This window comes from Streptomyces sp. NPDC001606 (assembly GCF_053596835.1).
Map to the genome: position 1 here is coordinate 188,459 of NZ_JBSFHC010000014.1, position 19,068 is coordinate 207,526.

A 19,068-nucleotide genomic window follows, 5' to 3' on the forward strand; every position below is an offset into this window, starting at 1 on the left:
GCCCCGACCTGTGCATGGCCTCCGCCGTCAGGGGACCTCCGGGCCGCCGTACTCGGCCATCGCGTCGATGAGCCAGCGGGCCAGGTAGTCGGCGAAGGACGAGCGCGGCAGGAGCCGGTACGTCGGTGCGTCGTCGGTCTGCCAGAGGAGTACGGCGACGGGGCCGACCGTGGTGGAGAGCGCCGTGCCGGGTGCGAAGGCCCTGGGGTGCAGGTCCAGCGGGCAGCCCTTCTCCAGCACCTGCCGGGCGGCGGGGCCGCTCAGCTCCAGGGTGGTGCGGTTCGCCGAGACGTCCACGGCCGAGCCGGGGTCGCCGTCGAGGGCCTCCCGCAGTTCTGCGGTGACCGCGTCGGCGTCGGCCCGGGACAGCACGAGCCACTCGTCGGGGCCGAGCCAGACGACCGTGTGGGGGCCTGCCGTGGTGGTGTGGCCGCACCGGCGCGGCAGCGGTGTCCCCAGGGTCTTCTCGATCCGCCCGGCCGCCGCGGAGGCGGGGTCGGCGCGCAGGTTCACCATGGTGCCGAACGGCAGCTCGGCCAGCGTGACGCCGCGGGCGCCGGTGACGGCGGCGGCGCGCATCCGCTCCGCCAGGTGTGCCAGCGGGCTCACCCGGGGGTCGGTCGTCGGCTCAGCCATCGCGCCTGGTCCCTTCGGGGTCGTAGAGGACGGAGTCGGTCACCTCGACCGGCACCAGCTCCTCGCCCACCGGGGCGAGCAGGGTCTGGCCGATCCGCGCCCGACCGTCGGCGACGAGGGCGAGGGCGAAGGGGCGGCCGAGGGCCGGGCTGTGGTAGCTGGAGGTGACATGGCCGAGCATCGGGACCGGCCCGGCCTCCGGGGTGACCGGCACGCCCGGTGCGACGAGCTGGGTGCCCTCGGGCAGCCGGGTGCGGCGGTCGCTCGGCAGCAGGCCGACGAGTTGTCTGCGGCCGGTGCGGGAGGTGTCGGCGCGGACGTGCGACCGCTTGCCGATGAAGTCCTTGTGCCGGGAGACCACCCAGGACATGCCCGCGTCCTGCGGGGTGACGGTGCCGTCGGTGTCCTGGCCGACGATGATGTAGCCCTTCTCGGCCCGCAGCACGTGCATGGTCTCGGTGCCGTACGGGGTGATGCCGTACGGCTGCCCGGCCGCGTCGACCTGGTCCCAGACGGCCGGGCCGTACCAGGAGCAGACGTTGATCTCGTAGGCGAGTTCGCCGGAGAAGGAGATCCGGCAGATGCGGGCGGGGATGCCGGAGGCCAGGGTGGTCTCGCGGAAGGCCATGAAGGGGAACGCCTCGGCGGACAGGTCGAGGTCCGGGGCGAGCCGGGCGAGGACCTGGCGCGAGCGCGGTCCCACGACGGCGATGGTCGCCCACTGCTCGGTCACCGAGGTGCAGTGCACGTCGAGTTCCGGCCACTCGGTCTGGAGCCACTCCTCCAGCCAGTCCAGGACCGCGGCGGCGCCGCCGGTCGTGGTGGTCATGAAGTAGCGGCGGTCGTCGAGGCGCAGGGTCACCCCGTCGTCGAAGATCATGCCGTCCGCCCTGCACATGACGCCGTAGCGGGCCGTGCCGGGCTTGAGCTGCTTGAAGGCGTTGGTGTAGACGCGGTTCAGGAACTCGCCGGCGTCCGCGCCCCAGAGCTCGATCTTGCCGAGGGTGGAGGCGTCCATGAACGCCGCCCCTTCCCGGGCCGCGCGGCACTCGCGGGCCACCGCGGTGTCCATGTCCTCGCCGGGCCGGGGGTAGTACCGGGGGCGCTTCCACTGCCCGACGTCCTCGAACACCGCGCCCCGGGCGACATGGCGGGCGTGCAGGGAGGTGGTCCGCTCCGGGTCGAACAGCTCGCCGCGCTCGCGTCCGGCCAGGGCGGCGAAGGCCACCGGCGTGTACGGCGCCCGGTAGGCCGTGGTCCCGATCTCCCCCGGCGAGCCGCCGAGGATCCGGGCGATCACCCCGATCGCGTTGACACCCGAGGTCTTGCCCTGGTCGTTCGCCGTGCCCAGCGAGGTGTAGCGCTTGACGTGCTCGACACCGCGCATACCGGCGCCGGTGGCCCGCAGGACGTCGGCGACGGTGGCATCGCGCTGGAGGTCGACGAAGTGGGTGTCCCAGCCGGCGGGTCCGCCGTCGGGGGCGGGCACCAGCCACAGCGCGCGGACCGGTGCGACCGGGGGCCGGGCCTCGCGGGCCGCCGGCACGGGCGCCGGGAACCCGGCGTCCGTCGCGGCCCGCGCACCGGCCCGTGCCCCTTCGGCCAGGCAGCCGCCGAGGTCGTACGTCCCCCGGGCGGCGCCCACGACCTGCTGGCCGCGTACGACCCCGTCGGGGACGAAGGCGGCCAGGTCCTCGTCCCAGCGCAGCCGGCCCTGGCGCTGGCTGTGCAGATGGACCACCGGGCTCCAGCCGCCGGAGACGGCGAGCAGGTCGCAGTCGAAGGACTCGGGGACGCCGGTGAGCCGGTCGTCCGCGCCGAGGGCCTGCACGGTGACGCCGGTGAGCCGGCCCTCGCCCGCGGTGCCGGTCACCGCGCTGCCGGTCAGCACCCGCACCCCGGTCGCCGCGGCGACCTCGGCGGCCCGGTGCGACAGTTCCGGGCGGGCGTCCACGACGGCGGCGACGCCGGTCCCGGCGGCATGGAGGTCGGCGACCGTGTCGTAGGCGCTGTCGTTGGTCGTGCACACCACGGCCCGGGAGCCCGGGGCCACGGCGTAGCGGTTGAGGTAGGTGCGCACGGCCCCGGCGAGCATCACCCCGGGACGGTCGTTGCCGGCGAAGACCAGCGGGCGCTCGTGCGCACCGGTGGCCAGCACGACCTGGCGGGCCCGGATGTGCCACAGCCGCTGGCGCGAGACCCCCGCGGGAGCGGCGGTGCCGAGGTGGTCGGTGCGCCGTTGCAGGGCCAGCACATAGTTGTCGTCGTACGACCCGAAGGCCGTGGTGCGGCGCAGGACGACGGCCTCGGGGGCGGCGTCGAGCGCGGCGCGGACCTCGGCGACCCACTCCAGGGCGGGCTGTGCGCCGGTCCGCTCGGCGCGCCCGGACAGCAGGGAACCGCCGGGCTCGGGCTGGTCGTCGAGGAGGATCACCCGGGCGCCGGAGCCGGCGGCAGCGGCGGCGGCCGCGAGCCCGGCGGGTCCGGCGCCGACCACCAGGACGTCGGTGTGCACGTACTTCTTGTCGTAGACGGCGGGGTCGGGGGCCGGGTCGAGCCGGCCCCTGCCGGAGAGGGTGGTGGCGGACAGGCCGTCGTGCAGCTCCACGGTGGTGGCCGGGAGCATGCCCTCGGCGCACGGGCCGTCGAGGCGGACCAGGGCGTTGGGCTCCTCGACGCCCGCGGCGACGATGCCGCGCGGGCGGCCGCGGTAGAGGGAGGGGGCGACCTCGAGGAGGCCGTTCGCCAGCATCGCCGAGGCGAGGGTGTCCCCGGGGTGCCCGGTCAGCTCCCGTCCGTCGACGGTGAAGCGCAGTGCGGTGCCGCGGTCGATGCGGCCGCCCTGCGGGAGCCGGAGGTGCTGGTGGGTCATCGGTTCCCTCCGGGGCGGGGTTCGTCGGGCCGGTAGGAGGTCAGCACCTGGTGGGTGGCGGTGTCGCGCAGGACGTTGAACCAGCGGCGGCAGCCGGTGCTGTGCACCCACCGCTCGGCGAAGGGGCCCTTGGGGTTGTCGCGGTAGAAGAGGTACTCGGCCCACTGCTCGTCGGTGAGGGCGTCGGGGTTCTCCGGGTAGGGGACATGGGCCTGTCCGCCGTAGTGGTACTCGGTCTCGTCCCGGGGGCCGCACCACGGGCAGGTGATCAGCAGCACGGTGTCCTCCTCAGTGGGCCACGGCCGCGGCGCCGTGCTCGTCGATCAGCGCGCCGGTGCGGAAGCGGTCGAGGGCGAAGGGGGCGTTCAGCGGGTGCGGCTCGCCGGTGGCGATGGTGTGCGCGAAGGTCCAGCCGGCGGCCGGTGTGGCCTTGAACCCGCCGGTGCCCCAGCCGCAGTTGACGTAGAGGTTCTCCACCGGGGTGGTGCCGACGATCGGGGAGGCGTCCGGGGTGACGTCGACGATGCCGCCCCAGGTGCGCAGCACATGCGCCCGCGCGAAGACCGGGAACAGCTCGACGGCGGCGGCCATCTGCTGCTCGATCACATGGAAGGAGCCGCGCTGCCCGTAGCCGTTGTACGCGTCGACGCCGGCGCCCATGACCAGTTCGCCCTTGTGCGCCTGGGAGACGTAGACGTGCACGTGGTTCGACATGACCACGGTCGGGTGCACCGGCTCGTGCAGTTCGGAGACGAGGGCCTGCAACGGGTGGGACTGCACGGGCAGCCGGAAGCCGGCCCGCTCGGCCAGCACACTGCTGTGCCCGGCGGCGGCGAGACCGATCCGGCCGGCCAGGATGCGGCCGCGGTCGGTCTCGACGCCCACGACGCGGTCGCCGTCCTTGAGGAAGCCGGTGACCTCGCAGCCCTGGATCAGGTCCACGCCCATCGCGTCGGCGCGCCGGGCCAGCGCCCAGGCGACGTGGTCGTGCTTGGCGATGCCGGCGCGGGGCTGGAAGGTGGCGCCGAGGACCGGGTAGCGGGTGCGCGGCGAGACGTTGAGGATCGGGCAGACCTCGGCGGCCTGGTCCGGCTCCAGCCACTCGGCGTCGACTCCGCCCAGCCGGTTGGCGTTGACGCGGCGCACGCCCTCGCGGACGTCCTGGAGGGTGTGCGCGAGGTTGAGGACCCCGCGCTGGCTGAACAGGAAGTCGTAGTCCAGCTCCTCCGGCAGCCGCTCCCACAGCTTCAGCGCGTGCTCGTAGATGGCCGCGCTCTCGTCCCACAGGTAGTTGGAGCGGATGATCGTGGTGTTGCGGGCCATGTTGCCGCCGGCCAGCCAGCCCTTCTCCAGTACGGCGACGTTCGTGATGCCGTGGTTGGCGGCGAGGTAGTAGGCGGTGGCCAGGCCGTGGCCGCCCGCGCCGACGATGACGACGTCGTACGAGGAGCGCGGTTCGGGGGTGCGCCAGAGGAAGTCCGGATGCTCCGGCAGCGGCTGGGCGGTCATGCCGCGGCTCCGTTCGGGGAGAGCGGGAAGGCATGCGGGTAGAGCGGGAAGGCGGAGGTGAGCTTCTCGACGCGGGCGCGCAGTTCGCCGTCGGGCCGTCCGCCCTTCAGGGCCTCGGCGACGATGTCGGCGGCCTCGCGGAACTCCGCCGCCCCGAAGCCCCGGGTGGCCAGCGCCGGGGTGCCGATCCGCAGCCCGGACGACACCATCGGCGGTCGCGGGTCGAAGGGCACCGCGTTGCGGTTGACGGTGATGCCGATGCGGTGCAGCCGGTCCTCGGCCTGCCGTCCGTCGAGCGCGGAGTCGCGCAGGTCGACCAGGACCAGATGGACCTCGGTGCCGCCGGTCAGCACCGTGATCCCGGCCTCGGCGACGTCGTCGGCCAGCAGCCGTCCGGCGAGGATGCGGGCGCCGGCCAGGGTGCGCCGCTGGCGCTCCCTGAACTCCTCGCTCGCCGCCATCTTGAAGGCCACCGCCTTTGCCGCGACGACGTGCTGCAACGGGCCGCCCTGCTGGCCCGGGAAGACCGCGGAGTCGATCTTCTTGGCCAGCCCGGACCGGCTGAGGATCACTCCGCCGCGCGGGCCGCCGAGGGTCTTGTGCGTGGTGGTCGTGACGACGTCGGCGTACGGCACCGGGCTCGGGTGCAGCCCTGCGGCCACCAGCCCGGCGAAGTGCGCCATGTCGACCAGGAGATACGCGCCCACCGCGTCGGCGATCCGGCGGAACGCGGCGAAGTCCAGCCGCCGGGGGTGGGCCGACCAGCCGGCGACGATCATCCTGGGCCGGTGCGCCAGGGCGAGCTGTTCGACCTCGTCCATGTCGACGCGCAGGTCGGAGCGGCGCACGTGGTACGGCACGACGTTGTACAGCCTGCCGGAGTAGTTGAGGCGCATGCCGTGGGTCAGATGACCGCCGTGCGCCAGGTCGAGGCCGAGGACGGTGTCGCCGGGCTCGAGCAGCGCGAACATCGCGGCCGCGTTGGCCTGGGCCCCCGAGTGCGGCTGTACGTTCGCAGCCTCGGCGCCGAACAGCTCCTTGACGCGGGCGATGGCCAGCCGCTCGATGACGTCGACGTGTTCGCAGCCGCCGTAGTAGCGGCGGCCCGGGTAGCCCTCGGCGTACTTGTTGGTCAGCACCGAGCCCTGCGCGGCCAGTACGGCGGCCGGCGCGAAGTTCTCGGAGGCGATCATCTCGAGGGTGGACCGCTGGCGGTGCAGTTCGGCGTCGACGGCGGCGGCGACCTCCGGGTCGACTTCCCCGAGCGGGAGGGAGAGAGGGGAGATGGGCGTGCTGATCGACGGGTTCGTTGCCATCTGCGCACCATTCTGGGAGCCATCTCGTGGGCAACTGATATATCAGCCTGTGCGGTAAGGTATGGGAGCTCGCCGGACAGGTCAAGGGGGCATCCATGCAGCAGGTGGCGACCGAGCCCGGGGGCGAGGAGCTGTCCCTCGCCGAGCGCGCCTACCGCGCCATCCGCGACCGGCTCGTCATGCTCGACATCCGCCCCGGCGCCCCGATCAACGAGGAGCAGCTGGGGCAGTCCCTCGGCGTCGGCCGGACCCCGGTGCGCGAGGCGCTCAAGCGGCTCCAGTACGAGCGCCTGATCACGACGTACCCCCGGCGCGGCACCTTCGCCACCGAGGTCAACATCACCGACCTCGCCCATATCTCCGAGGTGCGCCAGGAGTTGGAGCCGCTCGCCGCCGCCCAGGCCGCCCGGCGCGCCACGGCCGCGGACCGTGCGGCCCTGACGGCCCTGCGACAGGACCTGGAGGGCGCGGACACCGCCCGGCGCGATCCGGCCGACCTCATGCGCCTGGACCTGCGGGTCCACCGCGCCGTCTACGCCGCCACGCACAACCCGTACCTGGAGGACACCCTCGTCCGCTACGACAACCTGGCCACCCGGATCTGGTGCCTGTTCGTCGACCGCCTCTCCGACATGCCCGGCCATGTCGGGGAGCACGGGCCGCTGATCGAGGCGATCGTCGCCGGGGACGCCGAGCGGGCGGCGCAGCTCGCCCGCGGCCATGTGGTGGGCTTCGAGCGGGCGGTTCGCGAGGCCATCTGAGCGGGGCGTGACGGGCCGCCGCGGAAACCCGATGGAGAAGGCGCGCCCCCTGCGCCTATGGTCGCGCCATGAGTACCCGTACCTTCCGTGTCACCGTCCGCGGCGCCTTCGACGGCCTCACCGAGTCCCAGCGGGCGACGCTGCTGGCCGAGGCCGCCGAACACGACGTGCTGCGCGCGGCGTTCACCCCCGAGGGAACCCTGACCTACGACATCGCGGCCCGGCCCGCCTTCGTCTTCCGCTTCTCCGCCACCGGAGAGGAAGAGGAGGACATCCTGGAGGCCACCGAGCAGGCCGAGCAGGCGGCGACGGCGTGGCTGACCGAGCGCGGCTACGGCTTCAAGAACCTCCGGTCCACCGCCGAGGACCTCTCCCAGGCGCCGATGGGCAAGCGGCAGCGCCGCGCGGCACGTTCCTCGGGTGGGCAGGGCGCATGAAGACAGCACATCGACACCGCCCGAAACTTGAGCAGTCAAGGAGATGTCACATGACTGGGATGCGTGACGGCGGTGAGCTGGGCCGATGAGCGAAGCTCTGGACGCGTCACTGCGGCTGCTGCGGGCCCAGGCGGCACTCGCCCGGCGGTTCGACGCCCGGCTGAGCGGGCTGCACGGGGTGAGCCTCGCCGACTTCACGCTGCTGCTGCGGCTGGGACAGGCGCCCGGCGGCCGGATGCGCCGGGTCGATCTCGCCGAGGCACTGGGCCTGACGGCCTCCGGGGTCACGCGCGGGCTGGCTCCGCTGGAGCGGATCGGGCTGGTGAGCCGTGAGTCGGACGCCCGGGACGCGCGCGTGGCGTACGCGGCACTGACGGCGACGGGCCGGCAGCGGCTCACGGAGATGCGGGCCACGGCCGAGGAGACGGCCGCCGAGCTGTTCGCCGCGCCGACCTGGAACGCGGAGGACATCGCCCTGCTCTCGGGCCTGCTCACCCGGCTCGGCGGCATCGGCCTGCCCGGGCACTGAGGCGCTGAGCGGCGTGGACCTCCCGAGGCGCTGAGGCACCGTCAATTCCCCGCCAGGGCAGGCCGAAACGCATCCGTGTCCCACCTCACGCGAGCCTGTGTGCGGTGGGTGAGGGAACCGCGGGCGAACCGTGGCATGCTCATGGCTTACCACTTGGTTACCGGCCGGTTCTACCTACGAGTAGCAAGACCGGCCGGTCCCTTCTGCCACCCCCCTCACCCAGGACCGACCTTGCGCAGACGCATGAGGCAACGGCGCGCCCTGCTGCCCGCCTTCGCCGTGACCGCTCTCTTTCTCACCGCGGCCTGCTCCTCACCCGGGCCGCATCCCGGGCAGCCGGCGGCCGCAGCCGGGCCCGGACAGCCGATCACGGCGACCGCGGCCCCCGCCGACGGCACGGGCGGCCGCTCGCTCACCGTCGCCGCCGCTCCCACCGCTCCGACGGCCACCGCGACCGCGACCACCGCCGCGGGCCGGGCCGGCTCCGGACAGCGGGCCCACCGGACGGCACTGAGCATCAGCAGCTACGACAGCCGCACCGGGCGCGCGGTCCTCACCGACCAGCCGCACGGCCACGGCAACTCCCCCGGCCCCGCCTCCCCTTCGGCCTCCCCTTCCGCTTCTCCCTCCGCCTCGTCCCCCGCCGCGCCGCACCGGACCGCCGTGGGTGATGTCATCGCCAGCGCGCCCGCGCCCGGCGCTCCGCACGGGCTGCTCGCCAAGGTCACCAAGGTGCTCGGCGAGACGGACCACGGCACCGAGGTGCAGACCGAACCGGCCACCCTCAACGCCCTGTTGGGCGATGCCACGGCGAAGGGTGCCGTGCCGGTCGACCCGTCCTCCTTCGCCGTGGACAAGCTGCTGCCCGATGTGAAGGTGTCCTGGTCGAAGGCGGGCGACGTGCACATCGGCCCCCGGGGCAGCACCGTGCCCCTCGGCAGCCTCCGGCTCGACGTGAGCGCCGGCATCCCGACGGCCCCGGGCGCCCCGGTCTCGGCGACCGCCTCGGTGAAGGGCTATGTCCAGGTCGCGCCCCGGGTCGACTTCGGCTACGGCGGCACGGGGACGAACGCGGCGCCCGGCTCGGCGTACCTCGGCGTGTCCGGCGACTGGACCTCCGGCTGGGCGGTCCGGGGCCGGGCCGCCGCGACCACCGGCACGGCACTGCGCATCCCGTTCGCCAAGCTGCACGCCGACCCGGTGCTCCAGGTCGGCCCCGTCCCCGTCGTCGTCAACCTGGACCTGACCTGCTACCTCCAGCTCAGCGGCGACGGACACGCGACCGTCGACGTGGAGCAGAGCGTCAAGGGCGGGTTCCGGGCGGGCGGCACCTTCGGCCTGGCCCGGGGGTGGACGCCGGTCAGCTCCTCGGACGTGACGAGCACACCCGTGCACGCCTCCGTCACCAGCGAGGGGCAGCTGCGGACGGCGCTCGGCGCGGAGGCCTCGGTCGGCCTCTACGGCACCGTCGGCGTCACCGCCGACCTGGCCCCGTACCTGCGCGGTACGGCCTCCGGCACGGTCACCACCTCCTCCGGCGGCGGCGCCAGGGCGACCGGCACCTGGGACGTGTACGGCGGGATCGACCTGTCCGGGACCCTGCGGCTCCAGCTCTCCGTCTTCGGCACGCCGTTCGTCGAGCGGAGCATCCCGCTGGGCAGCCTGCACCGCGAGTGGAAGCTGGCGGGCGGTTCCCTGCCGTCGTGACCGCCTGCGGCGGTCACCCTCGTAGCCGCCGTACCCCTTCCGGCCGTCAGGCCGCGCCGCCCGGTATCCAGCCCTGGCGGCGCAGGACGGCCGAGACGTCCGGCGCCCGGTAGTGCTCGCCCTTGAGGACCTTGCCGTCGGCCCGGCGGGCGACCTGTCCGTCCGGGCCGAGCTTGCTCATGTTGGCCCGGTGGATCTCGGCGATCACCTCGTCCAGGTCGATGCCGTGGACCAGGGCCGTGCCGTAGGCGACGTAGACCACGTCGGCCAGTTCGTGCGCGAGCCGGTCCAGCGGACCCTCGACCGCGACCTCGGCCACCTCCGCGGCTTCCTCGGCGAGCAGTTCCCCGCGGTGGGCGGCGAGTTCGGGGTCCACCTCCACCGGTCTGGTGCGCGCGTCCAGGCCGAAGGCGCGATGGAACTCACGGACGAGATCGGCGGGCGAAGTGCTCATGCGGCGACTCTAACGGCCGCCACTGACAACGCCCCGCGGGCAACCGACGGCGAGGGCGCCCCGGGTCGGGTCCGGGGAAGTGACCTCCGCCCTGGTCAGGGCCCGGCCCGCCTGGCAGGATCGCCGCATGTCCAAGGTGTTCCACCGGCTCCAGCGGCGCCGGGCCGTGCAGGGTGCGGCCGTCGGCGTGCTCGCCCTCGGGCTGCTGCTGTGGTGGCTGCTGCCGCTGGGCGAGAAGCCGCCGAGCGGGACCATCGTCTTCAGCACCGGTACGCCCCGCGGGGTCTACCAGGAGTACGGCGAGCGGCTGCGCACCGAGCTGGCCAGGGACATGCCCGGGCTGAAGGTGAAGCTGCTCAACAGCGCCGGTTCGCAGGAGAACGTCGAGCGAGTGGCGACCGGCAAGGCCGACTTCACCATCGCGGCGGCCGACGCGGTCGAGGCGTACGAGCTGAGGCATGGCAAGGGCGCCGGCACCCTGCGCGGAGTGGCCCGGCTCTACGACGACTACGTGCACCTCGTCGTGCGGCGCGGCTCGGGCATCAGCAGCATCGCGGACCTGCGGCACAAGCGCGTGGCGACCGGGCTGCCCGACTCCGGGGTACGGCTGATCGCCGACCGGGTGCTGAAGGCGGCCGGCATCGACCCGGACAAGGACATCACGCCCGCCGCGGACGGCATCGACACCGGTCCGAACCGGCTGGCGCGGGGCGGGATCGACGCCTTCTTCTGGTCGGGCGGCCTGCCCACGAAGGGGCTGGCCGGGCCGGCGAAGACGAACGACTTCACGTTCGTGCCGATCGACGGCGGCACCGTCGCACGGCTGCACGGGCAGGGCGAGGAGGCGCGCTACTACCGGGTCACCACCATCCCCGAGTCCGCGTACCCGGCCGTGCAGCACGGCTCCCCGGTGCCCACGATCGCGGTGTCCAACCTGCTGATGACCCGCGCGGACGTCGATCCCCGGCTGACCGAGTGGCTGACCCGTACGGTGATCGACAGCCGCGACGGGATCGGGGCGCACGTCCACTCCGCACAGCTGGTCGACCTGCGCACCGCCATCTACACCGACCCGCTGCCCCTTCAGGAGGGCGCCCGCCGGTACTACCGGTCGGTCAAGCCGTAACGGACACCCGGCGCCGACGGCCCGGCGGTCCCGCCGGCCACCTCACCGACCTCCGCGTGCCGCGGCACCGTGACCGTCACCCGCAGTCCGCGGGGCTCGTGGTGGGCGAAGTCGAGCGAGCCGCCGCCCGCCGCGAGCAGGGCGCGGGTGATGGACAGGCCGAGGCCGGAGCCCTGCACGTTCTGGTGCCGGTTGCTGCGCCAGAACCGGTCGCCCACGCGCGCGAGTTCCTCCTCGGTCAGACCGGGGCCGGTGTCGGTGACGACGACGGTGCACAGGCCACCGTCGGCAAAGACGGTGACCTCGACGGTGCCGCCCTCGGGGCTGAACTTCACGGCGTTGTCGATGACGGCGTCCAGCGCGCTGGACAGGGTGATCGGGTCGGCCCAGGCGGTGGTGGGCGGGCAGGTGCCGGTCAGCCGCACGCCCTTGGCGGTGGCGGCCGGTGCCCAGGCGGCGACCCGTTCCTCGGCCAGCGCGCCGACGTCGGTCAGCATCAGGTCGGCCTCGGCGTGCTCGGCCAGCGCCAGGCCGAGCAGGTCGTCCAGGACCTGGGCGAGCCGTTTGCCCTCGGTGCGGACCGAGGCGATCTCCTCGTTGCCCTCGGGGAGTTCGAGGGCGAGCAGTTCGATGCGCAGCAGCAGTGCGGCGAGCGGGTTGCGCAGCTGGTGCGAGGCGTCGGCGACGAAGGCGCGCTGCTGTTCCAGCACGTCCTCGACATGGTCCGCCATCTCGTTGAACGAGCGGGCCAGCCGTCTGAGTTCCGGCGGCCCGCCGGCCGCCGCGACCCGGGACTTCAGCCGCCCGGTGGCGATGTCGTGGGTGGTGGCGTCCAGGACCCGTACCGGTTTGAGCACCCAGCCGGTCAGCCGCAGCGCCGCCCCGACGGCGAGCAGCATCGCCGCGATCTCGCCGGCCCCGATGAACAGCCAGCCGCGCAGGATCCGCGCACGCATCTGCCCGGTGGGCGAGTCGGTGACCACGACCGCCACGACGTCGCCGTCCCGGATCACGGGTGAGGCGACGACCAGCCGGCCGCGCTGCCAGGGCCACACCTGCCGGGGGTCGTGGCTGCGCCGGCTGAGCAGCGCCTCGTCGAAGGCCGCACGGACCGCTCCCGCGCGCGGGACGGACCAGTCGCCGGGCGCATGGGCCATTGCCGTGCCGTTGCGGTAGAAGACCCCGGCGCGGATGCCGTAGACGTCGTAGTAGCTCTTCAGTTCGCTGCGCAGGGCCTCCCCGCGGTCGTCCGGGCCGGCCCGGCGGGAATCGCCGGGGCCCTCGGCGACGAACTGGGCGAGCGCCGCGAAGCGTGCGGTGTCGTCGATCCGGTCGACGACGACCCGCTGCTGCTGGGCGGCGGCCACACTGACGGCGAGCGGCACACCGAGCGCGAGCAGGACCGCCGCCAGCAGGACGATGAGCAGCGGGAGCAGACGTGCGCGCACCCGGCCCCGCTACCCGGCCGGGGCGACGAGACGGTAGCCGACGCCGCGTACGGTCTCGATCAGTGCGGGCATGCGCAGTTTGGCGCGCAGGGAGGCGACATGCACCTCCAGGGTGCGGCCGGTGCCCTCCCAACTGGTGCGCCAGACCTCGCTGATGATCTGCTCCCGCCGGAAGACCACACCGGGACGCTGGGCCAGCAGCGCCAGCAGGTCGAACTCCTTGCGGGTCAGCTGGATCGCCGAACCGTCCACGCTGACCTGCCGCGTGGGCAGTTCGATGGTCACCGGGCCGAGCCTGAGGCCGCTCTCCGCGCCCGTGCCGGCGTCCTCGTGGACGGTGCGCCGGCTGACGGCGTGGATCCGGGCGAGCAGCTCACCGGTGTCGTAGGGCTTCACCACGTAGTCGTCGGCGCCGAGGTTGAGCCCGTGGATGCGGGAGCGGACGTCGGAGCGCGCGGTGACCATGATCACCGGGGTGCTGGTGCGTTTGCGGATCTTGCCGCAGACCTCGTAGCCGTCCTGGTCGGGCAGGCCGAGGTCGAGCAGGACCACCCCGAACCCGGCGCCTTCGGGGACGAGCGCCTGAAGCGCCTCCTCGCCGCTGCGCGCGTGGGTGACGTCGAAGCCGTGCCGGGCGAGGACGGCGGACAGGGCCGCGGCGACATGGTTGTCGTCCTCGACAAGCAGCAGTCTCATCCCGGCCCCCTCCGGTTCAGCGGTCGTACGGTCTCGGTTCTCGTGCGGCCGGTAGGCCACGCGCGTGTGCACCATGCAGTGACGCCGATGGACAAGGACGGCGTCAAGAGGGTTCCGGTTGCCCGCCGCTTCCGTTATCCGGCCGATACGCACACAGGGGGCAACTGCTACGACACGTGTCCGATTGCTATCGGATCGTGATGCTCAGATCTCCCTCAGATGTGATGACGCAGGTCACAGGCGCTCACTACTGTCCTGCGAAACCGAGGAGGACGGAGCCTGAAAGCGATGACCAAAGTACCGGTGGCCAAGGAAGACGTGGCCACGTCCGACGCGCTGGTCGTCCTGAAGAGCGTCAACAAGCACTTCGGCGCGTTGCACGTACTCCAGGACATCGACCTGACGATCGCCCGCGGCGAGGTCGTCGTGGTCATCGGGCCCTCCGGGTCCGGAAAGTCGACCCTGTGCCGCACCATCAACCGGCTGGAGTCGATCGACTCGGGCGCCATCACGATCGACGGCAGGCCGCTGCCGCACGAGGGCCGCGAACTGGCCCGGCTGCGCGCGGACGTCGGCATGGTGTTCCAGTCGTTCAACCTCTTCGCGCACAAGACCGTGCTCGAGAACGTGGTGCTCGGCCAGGTCAAGGTTCGCAAGGCGGACAAGAAGCAGGCCGAGGAGAAGGCGCGGACCCTTCTCGACCGGGTCGGTGTGGGTGCCCAGGCGGACAAGTACCCGGCCCAGCTGTCCGGTGGCCAGCAGCAGCGCGTGGCCATCGCGCGGGCGCTGGCGATGGACCCGAAGGTCATGCTCTTCGACGAGCCCACCTCGGCCCTCGACCCCGAGATGATCAACGAGGTCCTGGAGGTCATGCAGCAGCTCGCCCGCGAGGGCATGACCATGGTCGTCGTCACCCACGAGATGGGCTTCGCGCGCTCGGCCGCCGACCGGGTCGTCTTCATGGCGGACGGACGGATCCTCGAACAGGCCGCTCCCCAGCAGTTCTTCAGCAACCCGCGCAGCGACCGGGCCAAGGACTTCCTGTCCAAGATCCTGCACCACTGACGGCGTCGGCCCCGCTCCCACACGCTCCGAGTCGCCCTTTCCCACGGACCTCGGTCCGCACACCCGAAGGATGTTCAGCATGCAGCTCCGCAAGGTCACCGCCGCCTCGGCCGTCGTCCTCGCCCTCTCCCTGTCCGCCACCGCCTGCGGCGGCGACAAGAAGGACGACAACGGCTCCTCCGGCGGGGGCAAGAAGATCGCCATCGGCATCAAGTTCGACCAGCCGGGCCTCGGCCAGCAGACCCCGCAGGGCTACTCCGGCTTCGACGTCGACGTGGCCACCTATGTCGCGAAGAAGCTCGGCTACAGCGCGAACCAGATCGAGTGGAAGCAGTCGAAGAGCGCCGACCGCGAGACGATGCTCCAGCGCGGTGACGTCCAGTTCATCGCCGCCACCTACTCGATCACCCCGGAGCGTCAGCAGAAGGTCGACTTCGCCGGCCCGTACCTGCTGGCCCACCAGGACGTGCTGCTGCGCGCCGACGAGACGAAGATCAAGTCTCCGTCGGACCTGAACGGCAAGAAGCTCTGCTCGGTGGCCGGCTCCACCTCGGCGCAGAACGTCCACGACAAGCTGGCGCCCAAGGCCGACCTCGTGACGTACCCGACCTACTCGGCCTGCCTCGGCGGCCTCCAGAGCGGCGCCATCGACGCCCTCACCACGGACGACTCGATCCTCGCCGGTTACGCCGCCCAGGCCCAGTTCAAGGGCAAGTTCAAGCTCGGCGGCTTCAAGATGACCAACGAGAACTACGGCATCGGCGTCAAGAAGGGCAGCGACCTCAAGGCCAAGATCAACAAGGCCCTGGAGGAGATGGTCTCCGACGGTTCGTGGGACGCGGCCGTGAAGAAGAACTTCGGCCCGGCCGAGTACAAGAACGAGCCCGCCCCGAAGATCGGCGACATCAAGAGCTGAGGCCATGCCCGGCCGGTGCGCCGCTCCTGACGGCGGCGCACCGGGGCATCCCTACACGCGGAAGCGCGGGAGATCGTGTTCGACTTTCTTGACAAGTACGACCTGCTGGGCGCCTTCTGGACGACGGTGCAGCTGACGCTGCTGTCGGCCGTGGGCTCCCTGGTCTGGGGCACTCTGCTGGCCGCCATGCGGGTGGGCCCGGTACCGCTGATGCGCGGTTTCGGCACCGCCTATGTGAACATCGTGCGGAACATCCCGCTCACGGTGATCATCCTGTTCTCCTCCCTCGGCCTCAACCAGACGCTGGGCATCAGCCTCGGTGCGGACGACTTCAAGACGATCAACTTCCGGCTCGCCGTACTCGGCCTGATCGTCTACACCTCGGCCTTCGTGTGCGAGGCGATCCGGGCCGGCATCAACACCGTGCCGGTGGGCCAGGCGGAGGCGGCGCGGGCCATCGGCCTGAGCTTCGGTCAGGTGCTGGGGCTGGTCGTGCTGCCGCAGGCCTTCCGCGCGGCCGTCGGCCCGCTGACCAACGTGCTGATCGCGCTGACCAAGAACACGACCGTGGCCGCGGCGATCGGTGTGACCGAGGCGGCGCTCCTGATGAAGGACATGATCGAGAACGAGGCGGAGCTGCTGCTGATCTCGGCGGTCATCGCCTTCGGGTTCGTCTGTCTGACCCTGCCGACCGGTCTGATCCTCGGCTGGGTGGGCAAGAAGGTGGCGGTGAAGCGATGAGTTCGGTCCTGTACGACGTCCAGGGGCCGCGCGCCAAGCGGCGCAACATCCTCTACACGGCGGTCTTCCTGGTCGCCCTCGCCGCTCTCGTGTGGTGGGTCTACTCGTCCTTCGACGAGAAGGGCCAGCTGGACTGGAGGCTGTGGAAGCCCTTCTTCACCGGCACCGCGGCGTACTCGGCGTACATCTGGCCCGGTCTCCAGAACACGCTGGAGGCGGCGGCGCTGGCGATGGTCGTCGCGCTTCCGCTCGGCGCCGTCCTCGGTATCGCCCGGCTCTCGGACCACCGTGGGGTACGCGTCGTGGCCACCACCGTGGTGGAGTTCTTCCGCGCGATCCCCGTCCTGGTCCTGATGATCTTCGGCCTGGCGCTGTTCGCCCAGTACACCGATGTCAGTTCGGACGACCGTCCGTTCTACGCGGTCGTCACCGGTCTGGTGCTGTACAACGCGTCCGTGCTCGCGGAGATCGTCCGCGCGGGCATCCTCGCCCTGCCGAAGGGCCAGTCCGAGGCGGCCCTCGCGATCGGCCTGCGCAAGGGGCAGATGATGCGGCTCATCCTGCTGCCGCAGTCGGTCAGCGCCATGCTCCCGGCCATCGTCAGCCAGCTGGTGGTCATCGTGAAGGACACCGCCCTCGGCGGCGCGGTCCTCACCTTCCCCGAACTGATGTCGTCGGCCAACACGATGGCCGCCTACTACGGCAACATGATCCCCTCGCTGACCGTGGTCGCCGTGATCTTCGTGATCATCAACTTCTCGCTGACCTCCTTCGCGAGCTGGCTGGAGGGCCGGCTGCGGCGGGGCAAGAAGTCGACCGGCGCGATGCTGAAGGTCGACGACACCGTCGCCATCCCGGGGCACGCGGGAGCGGGAACCGCGGCCTGACACCCGGTCAGTCCTCACAGCGTCACCCGGAGGCAGTGGCATGATCGCCACTGCCTCCGGTCACTTGACGCAAACTCTGCCAATGGGTTGCATACGTTCTGTGATCGTGCACCCCGCTTCACCTTGCTGTTCATCCACATCCGTCAGGGCACCGCTGCGGGCAGGGGGCGCCGCGTCGTGGACCCGGTGATCATCGTCGGAGCGGGGCCCGTCGGGCTCACGCTCGCCCTGGCGCTGGCCCGCCAGGAGGTGCCGTCCGTCGTCCTGGACGAGGGCCCGGGCAAGGACGAACCCCGCGCGGCGCGCACCGTCGTACTGCGCGAGGACACCGCCGCCCTGCTGGAGCGGCTGACCGGAACGGCGCTGGGCGAGCGGGGCGTGCGCTGGGCCGGATGGCGGTCCGTGCGGCGCAAGCAGGTGATGAGCGAGATCGACTTCCCCGAGTCCGGTCCGGCCGCCCCGCTGCACATCGCCCAGCACCTCGTCACCGACGCGCTGCGCGCGGCCCTGGCCGACGAGCCCCTGGTGAAGGTGGCCGTGGAGAGCCGTCTGGACACCATCGAGCAGGAGCGTTCCGGCGTCACCGCGCACACCCGTGGCCCCAGGGCGACCTGGTGGCGGGGCAGTTACCTGGTCGGCTGCGACGGTCCCCGCTCCACGGTGCGCAAGCTCCTGGACATCCGCTTCCCCGGCCGTACGGCGGTGGAGCGGCACGCGGTCGCCGCGCTGCGTGCGGAACTTCCGTGGGAGGGCCGGGCGTTGCTCCATCGGATGCCGCCGTGGCGGTCGTCCGGGCCCTCGGCCGGGGAGGTGACCGCCCGCCCCCTGCCGGACGGGGTGTGGCGTCTGGACTGGCTGCTGCCGCCGGGCAAGGACCTGGTCACACCCGAGCTGCTGCTGGCCCGGATCGGCGAGACCCTCGCCGGCTGGACCGACGACCCGTCACCGGCGTACGACCTGCTGGACACCGGTGTGCACACGGTGCACCACCGGCTCGCCCGCCGCTGGCGCGCGGGCCGGGTCTTCCTCGCCGGGGACGCCGCCCATCTGCTGGGCGCGTTCGGTACCCAGGGCCTGGACGAGGGCCTGCGGGACGCGGACAACCTCGCCTGGAAGCTGGCCCCCGCCTGGCACCACGGCCCGCACGAGGCGCTGCTGGACAGCTACCAGACCGAGCGGCGCGCGGTGGTCGCCTCCCGGCTGCGCGCCGCGGACCAGGTACTGCCGGTGCTGCGCGGTGGTGGCGGGCTGCGGCACATCGTGCCGGGCGCGGGCCGCGGCCATGACGCGCTGCTCACGGACGGCCATCTCGGGCGCGGCCCGCTCGGCGCGCCGGGGACGTACGCCGGCTCCCCGCTCGCACCCCGGCAGCTGGAGGGCGAGATCCCGGTCGACACCCCGCCCGGAGCGCCGGTCACCGACGTCCGGGTGACGGCGGAGGACGGCTCCTTCGTACGGCTGCGCGACCGGCTGGGCCGCAACGCGCTGCTCGTCGTGCTGATCGCGCCGGGTACGGGCGTGTGGGACCGCAAGCACTGGGTGTCCGCGGGGGTGATGCCCCGGCTCGCGGCCGCGGTGGCCGCACTGCCGTACCCGGCGGAACTGCTGGTCGCCGAGAGCTATCCGGGTGCGCCGGCGCACAGCGTGCTGCTCGTGCGCCCCGACGGCCATCTGGTCACCGCGCTCAGCGGGGTCCGCCCGGCCGACCTGTACACGGCGGCCGAGGCAGTGGTGGGCGGCGCGGTGAAGGAGGAGGCGGAGGCCGGCTCCGGGGTGCGCTGACCCGCGCTCCGGTCTCGCCGCGTCCACGGAGTGAGATGAGTTGACCGGGGTACGGCCGCATGCTGTACTCCGGATCGTGACCGACACCTGTGTGCGCCTGTGGCGGAGGGTCCATATGGACCTCGTCCGCTACGCGGGCTGCGTGTGTCGCCCGTCCTGCTGAATTCGCATCCGTTGTTTCTCCGG

General features: G+C 72.5%; 19 protein-coding genes. 11 read left to right on the forward strand and 8 right to left on the reverse strand.

Annotated elements, in window-relative coordinates:
• Positions 1 to 27 precede the first annotated feature (27 nt).
• From ACWCV9_RS24895 to ACWCV9_RS24915, 5 genes are read right to left on the reverse strand one after another with little or no spacing between them, the layout of a single operon-like run.
• Entirely contained in the window at positions 28 to 636 is a 609-nt protein-coding gene (locus ACWCV9_RS24895; RefSeq protein ID WP_450789664.1) for a sarcosine oxidase subunit gamma, read from the reverse strand.
• On the reverse strand, positions 629 to 3,508 hold the full coding sequence (locus ACWCV9_RS24900; RefSeq protein ID WP_450789666.1) for a sarcosine oxidase subunit alpha family protein: 2,880 nt from the start codon (positions 3,506 to 3,508) through the stop codon (positions 629 to 631). The genes ACWCV9_RS24895 and ACWCV9_RS24900 overlap by 8 nt, the downstream gene beginning before the upstream one ends.
• The gene (locus ACWCV9_RS24905; RefSeq protein WP_450789667.1) at positions 3,505 to 3,786 is read right to left on the reverse strand and encodes a sarcosine oxidase subunit delta; all 282 of its coding nucleotides are present in this window, start codon (positions 3,784 to 3,786) and stop codon (positions 3,505 to 3,507) included. The genes ACWCV9_RS24900 and ACWCV9_RS24905 overlap by 4 nt, the downstream gene beginning before the upstream one ends.
• A 10-nt stretch (positions 3,787 to 3,796) precedes the next feature.
• Positions 3,797 to 5,017 (reverse strand): sarcosine oxidase subunit beta family protein, encoded by a 1,221-nt coding sequence (locus ACWCV9_RS24910; RefSeq protein WP_450789668.1) that lies wholly within the window; start codon positions 5,015 to 5,017, stop codon positions 3,797 to 3,799.
• Complete coding sequence (locus ACWCV9_RS24915) at positions 5,014 to 6,333, reverse strand: serine hydroxymethyltransferase (protein WP_450789670.1); 1,320 nt, start codon at positions 6,331 to 6,333, stop codon at positions 5,014 to 5,016. The genes ACWCV9_RS24910 and ACWCV9_RS24915 overlap by 4 nt, the downstream gene beginning before the upstream one ends.
• 95 nt (positions 6,334 to 6,428) lie before the next feature.
• On the opposite strand from ACWCV9_RS24915, the gene ACWCV9_RS24920 reads away from it, so the two are divergent.
• From ACWCV9_RS24920 to ACWCV9_RS24935, 4 genes are all read left to right on the forward strand, one after another.
• Positions 6,429 to 7,094 carry a GntR family transcriptional regulator gene (locus tag ACWCV9_RS24920; protein ID WP_450789672.1) on the forward strand — a complete coding sequence of 222 codons (666 nt, stop codon included), beginning with the start codon at positions 6,429 to 6,431 and terminating at the stop codon, positions 7,092 to 7,094.
• 68 nt (positions 7,095 to 7,162) lie between these two features.
• On the forward strand, positions 7,163 to 7,531 hold the full coding sequence (locus ACWCV9_RS24925) for a DUF6204 family protein (RefSeq protein ID WP_450789673.1): 369 nt from the start codon (positions 7,163 to 7,165) through the stop codon (positions 7,529 to 7,531).
• A gap of 85 nt (positions 7,532 to 7,616) precedes the next feature.
• Positions 7,617 to 8,060: a MarR family winged helix-turn-helix transcriptional regulator gene (locus ACWCV9_RS24930; RefSeq protein WP_450789675.1), complete on the forward strand. Its 444-nt coding sequence runs from the start codon at positions 7,617 to 7,619 to the stop codon at positions 8,058 to 8,060.
• Positions 8,061 to 8,291: 231 nt separating this feature from the next.
• On the forward strand, positions 8,292 to 9,767 hold the full coding sequence (locus ACWCV9_RS24935) for a hypothetical protein (protein WP_450789676.1): 1,476 nt from the start codon (positions 8,292 to 8,294) through the stop codon (positions 9,765 to 9,767).
• 46 nt (positions 9,768 to 9,813) lie between these two features.
• Here the strand turns inward: ACWCV9_RS24935 and ACWCV9_RS24940 are convergent, their stop codons facing one another.
• Entirely contained in the window at positions 9,814 to 10,221 is a 408-nt protein-coding gene (locus ACWCV9_RS24940; RefSeq protein WP_450789678.1) for a pyrophosphohydrolase domain-containing protein, read from the reverse strand.
• A 127-nt stretch (positions 10,222 to 10,348) separates the two neighbouring features.
• Here ACWCV9_RS24940 and ACWCV9_RS24945 point away from each other — a divergent pair, with 127 nt between their 5' ends.
• Positions 10,349 to 11,347 (forward strand): TAXI family TRAP transporter solute-binding subunit, encoded by a 999-nt coding sequence (locus tag ACWCV9_RS24945; protein ID WP_450789680.1) that lies wholly within the window; start codon positions 10,349 to 10,351, stop codon positions 11,345 to 11,347.
• Here the strand turns inward: ACWCV9_RS24945 and ACWCV9_RS24950 are convergent.
• Both ACWCV9_RS24950 and ACWCV9_RS24955 read right to left on the reverse strand, forming a co-directional pair.
• Positions 11,326 to 12,795 carry an ATP-binding protein gene (locus ACWCV9_RS24950; RefSeq protein ID WP_450789681.1) on the reverse strand — a complete coding sequence of 490 codons (1,470 nt, stop codon included), beginning with the start codon at positions 12,793 to 12,795 and terminating at the stop codon, positions 11,326 to 11,328. The two genes, ACWCV9_RS24945 and ACWCV9_RS24950, sit on opposite strands and share 22 nt — an antisense overlap.
• A gap of 9 nt (positions 12,796 to 12,804) precedes the next feature.
• On the reverse strand, positions 12,805 to 13,491 hold the full coding sequence (locus tag ACWCV9_RS24955; protein WP_450789683.1) for a response regulator transcription factor: 687 nt from the start codon (positions 13,489 to 13,491) through the stop codon (positions 12,805 to 12,807).
• A 288-nt stretch (positions 13,492 to 13,779) separates the two neighbouring features.
• Between ACWCV9_RS24955 and ACWCV9_RS24960 the strand changes: the two genes are divergently transcribed.
• The 6 genes from ACWCV9_RS24960 (at position 13,780) to ACWCV9_RS24985 (ending at position 19,045) form a co-directional block, all read left to right on the forward strand.
• Complete coding sequence (locus ACWCV9_RS24960; RefSeq protein ID WP_450789684.1) at positions 13,780 to 14,556, forward strand: amino acid ABC transporter ATP-binding protein; 777 nt, start codon at positions 13,780 to 13,782, stop codon at positions 14,554 to 14,556.
• A 79-nt stretch (positions 14,557 to 14,635) separates the two neighbouring features.
• Positions 14,636 to 15,472 carry a glutamate ABC transporter substrate-binding protein gene (locus ACWCV9_RS24965; protein WP_450789686.1) on the forward strand — a complete coding sequence of 279 codons (837 nt, stop codon included), beginning with the start codon at positions 14,636 to 14,638 and terminating at the stop codon, positions 15,470 to 15,472.
• 75 nt (positions 15,473 to 15,547) lie between these two features.
• Positions 15,548 to 16,213: an amino acid ABC transporter permease gene (locus tag ACWCV9_RS24970; RefSeq protein ID WP_450789688.1), complete on the forward strand. Its 666-nt coding sequence runs from the start codon at positions 15,548 to 15,550 to the stop codon at positions 16,211 to 16,213.
• Complete coding sequence (locus ACWCV9_RS24975) at positions 16,210 to 17,100, forward strand: amino acid ABC transporter permease (protein WP_450789689.1); 891 nt, start codon at positions 16,210 to 16,212, stop codon at positions 17,098 to 17,100. The genes ACWCV9_RS24970 and ACWCV9_RS24975 overlap by 4 nt, the downstream gene beginning before the upstream one ends.
• 177 nt (positions 17,101 to 17,277) lie before the next feature.
• Entirely contained in the window at positions 17,278 to 18,882 is a 1,605-nt protein-coding gene (locus ACWCV9_RS24980) for an FAD-dependent monooxygenase (protein ID WP_450789690.1), read from the forward strand.
• 91 nt (positions 18,883 to 18,973) lie between these two features.
• Positions 18,974 to 19,045 (forward strand): putative leader peptide, encoded by a 72-nt coding sequence (locus tag ACWCV9_RS24985; protein WP_309544753.1) that lies wholly within the window; start codon positions 18,974 to 18,976, stop codon positions 19,043 to 19,045.
• Positions 19,046 to 19,068 lie beyond the last annotated feature (23 nt).

Bases quoted from the DNA above. Each gene is read 5' to 3' on its own strand.
- ACWCV9_RS24895 (WP_450789664.1), bottom strand. From the start codon at position 636: ATGGCTGAGCCGACGACCGACCCCCGGGTGAGCCCGCTGGCACACCTG.
- ACWCV9_RS24925 (WP_450789673.1), top strand. From the start codon at position 7,163: ATGAGTACCCGTACCTTCCGTGTCACCGTCCGCGGCGCCTTCGACGGC.
- ACWCV9_RS24930 (WP_450789675.1), top strand. From the start codon at position 7,617: ATGAGCGAAGCTCTGGACGCGTCACTGCGGCTGCTGCGGGCCCAGGCG.
- ACWCV9_RS24915 (WP_450789670.1), bottom strand. From the start codon at position 6,333: ATGGCAACGAACCCGTCGATCAGCACGCCCATCTCCCCTCTCTCCCTC.
- ACWCV9_RS24900 (WP_450789666.1), bottom strand. From the start codon at position 3,508: ATGACCCACCAGCACCTCCGGCTCCCGCAGGGCGGCCGCATCGACCGC.
- ACWCV9_RS24960 (WP_450789684.1), top strand. From the start codon at position 13,780: ATGACCAAAGTACCGGTGGCCAAGGAAGACGTGGCCACGTCCGACGCG.
- ACWCV9_RS24940 (WP_450789678.1), bottom strand. From the start codon at position 10,221: ATGAGCACTTCGCCCGCCGATCTCGTCCGTGAGTTCCATCGCGCCTTC.
- ACWCV9_RS24920 (WP_450789672.1), top strand. From the start codon at position 6,429: ATGCAGCAGGTGGCGACCGAGCCCGGGGGCGAGGAGCTGTCCCTCGCC.
- ACWCV9_RS24945 (WP_450789680.1), top strand. From the start codon at position 10,349: ATGTCCAAGGTGTTCCACCGGCTCCAGCGGCGCCGGGCCGTGCAGGGT.
- ACWCV9_RS24910 (WP_450789668.1), bottom strand. From the start codon at position 5,017: ATGACCGCCCAGCCGCTGCCGGAGCATCCGGACTTCCTCTGGCGCACC.
- ACWCV9_RS24955 (WP_450789683.1), bottom strand. From the start codon at position 13,491: ATGAGACTGCTGCTTGTCGAGGACGACAACCATGTCGCCGCGGCCCTG.
- ACWCV9_RS24975 (WP_450789689.1), top strand. From the start codon at position 16,210: ATGAGTTCGGTCCTGTACGACGTCCAGGGGCCGCGCGCCAAGCGGCGC.
- ACWCV9_RS24965 (WP_450789686.1), top strand. From the start codon at position 14,636: ATGCAGCTCCGCAAGGTCACCGCCGCCTCGGCCGTCGTCCTCGCCCTC.